The organism is Pseudobdellovibrionaceae bacterium (genome assembly GCA_020635075.1).
GTDB lineage: Bacteria > Bdellovibrionota > Bdellovibrionia > Bdellovibrionales > UBA1609 > JADZEO01.
The window spans coordinates 194,026-195,995 of sequence record JACKAM010000001.1; the positions used below are offsets into that span (position 1 = coordinate 194,026).

General features: G+C 53.2%; 1 protein-coding gene. It reads left to right on the top strand.

Annotation, left to right across the window (positions count from 1 at the left end):
- Positions 1-86 precede the first annotated feature (86 nt).
- On the top strand, positions 87-1,568 hold the full coding sequence (locus H6624_00800) for a right-handed parallel beta-helix repeat-containing protein (protein ID MCB9082847.1): 1,482 nt from the start codon (positions 87-89) through the stop codon (positions 1,566-1,568).
- Positions 1,569-1,970: the final 402 nt, after the last annotated feature.

Consider the following 1,970-nt stretch of genomic DNA (forward strand, 5'->3'; position numbering starts at 1 on the left):
CGGGCCTATTGGGAGTCTAGCTGGTATGTGATTTGCCAGTTTAACAGTTGGGGGTTTAATGGTCCTTGGGGCCAGGGGGCATCATCGTGATGGGGAATCACTTTGTTGGCTGGCGGGTTTCCGTCGTCTGTTCTTCTTTATTCCTTTTGTTATTGGGTTTTCAAAACTGCTCGGCTGTGAACGAGGGATTTAATTCTCGTTTGCAGGATTCATCGTCGTCTCACAATGGGACTGGTGGCGGTAGTGGCGGCGGAGGAGGAGGAGGGGAACCTCCAGTAGCGCCCCCGCCTCCCGTTGAAGAGGGAGGCCTCTCCACTTGGGAAGATGGTCTCCAGCCAGTCAGGGAAGTCCATGTGGTACCTTCACCTGCAGGCAATGACTCCACTGGCGATGGTTCTTCTCAGCGGCCCTATGCTAGCCTCGGACGTGCAGTAAGCGGAGGGGTGGCCCCGGGAACGGCCATTCGGCTTCATCCAGGCACCTACGCTGGCGGTGGATCATTTTCAGACATTCGCGGCAATGCTTCGGCACCCATTTGGATTGGTGGAGTTCCCGGGCAAGCTAAGCCTGTCATTCAGGGCGGTTCAAATGCCATTCATCTCAGAAGGCCGCGCTACCTGGTGGTTCACGATATTGTCTTTCAAAATTCTTCGCTCAACGGAATCAATTGTGACGATGCTGCCGAGTACGCAAATGCCGACGCCGCTCGATACGTGATCTTTCGCGATATTGAAGTTCGCAATATTGGCACGGGGGGCAACCACGATGGTCTGAAGTTATCGGGCTTAAACGACTTCTTTGTCCTGAACTCGGTGATTAGCAATGTGCAGGCAGGGAGTGGCATCGACTGTGTCGGCTGTCATCGGGGCGTGATCGCTTACAATGAGTTCCGCAATGGTGGATCGAACTCCATTCAAACCAAAGGTGGTTCCACCGACATCGATGTCCTGTGGAATCGCTTTGAAAATGCTGGACAGAGGGCCATCAATGCTGGCGGTTCGACCGGCTTTGAATACTTTCGTCCCCCATTGGTGAATAATCAGGCAAATGCCGAGGCCCGACGGATACGCGTTTTGGGCAATGTGATCATTGGTGGGGAAAATGCCATTTCATTTGTTGGTGTCGTCGATGGTTTGGCTGCGCAAAACACAATTGTCAATCCCACACGGTGGCCCATTCGCATTCTTCAAGAAACCGTCTCCAGTGGAGGCTATGAGTTTTTGCCAGCGCAAAATAATGTAATTGACAATAACATATTCTATTTTAGCTCTGGGCAGGTCTCCTCCCATGTCAATGTTGGCGCTAACACACGGCCCGAGTCCTTTGTCTTTCGCAACAACCTTTGGTTTGCCCACAACAATCCAGGAAGTTCCACACCCACTTTGCCCGTCACAGAAACCGGTGGAGTGATTGGCCAGAACCCAGGATTTGTCAATTTGCCATCAGGCGATGTCCACCTCATCACAAACAGCCCTGCACGTGGTAGAGGCATCTCCCAAGATTACCTCCCTGAAGACGCCGACGGCACAGCCTTCCTTCAGCCCCCCACCATCGGCGCCTTTCAATGAATACCAAATAACGATCTACAACCAAATGAATCTAAGTTCTCTTAGTCGTTGACCCACAAAACCCTTTGTCTGCGAAGCTGGTCCTTTGCCGACCATTCTCCGCAAATCCTCACGCACCTTTTCGGCCGCAGGCGCAGGAGGCTGAGTGACCGATGGGAATAGGCTCAGCCGAACGGGTCGCGTCAGCGCCACCGGGTTTTGTGAGCCCATTTGCAATTGGCCGGTTAGGGGGGCAGACTCCGGAGGATCAATATGGTTAAAACCGAGTTCGGCTTGGTGCTGCGCTCTGAGCGAGAGCGCCGCTGCCCGACGTATGTCTGAGGTTTTAAGCGTATTGATCGCAGGAGTCTGGACCCTCAGGCGGCCTGGTACTTGAGATCAATAGCAAAACATGGTGCAGTT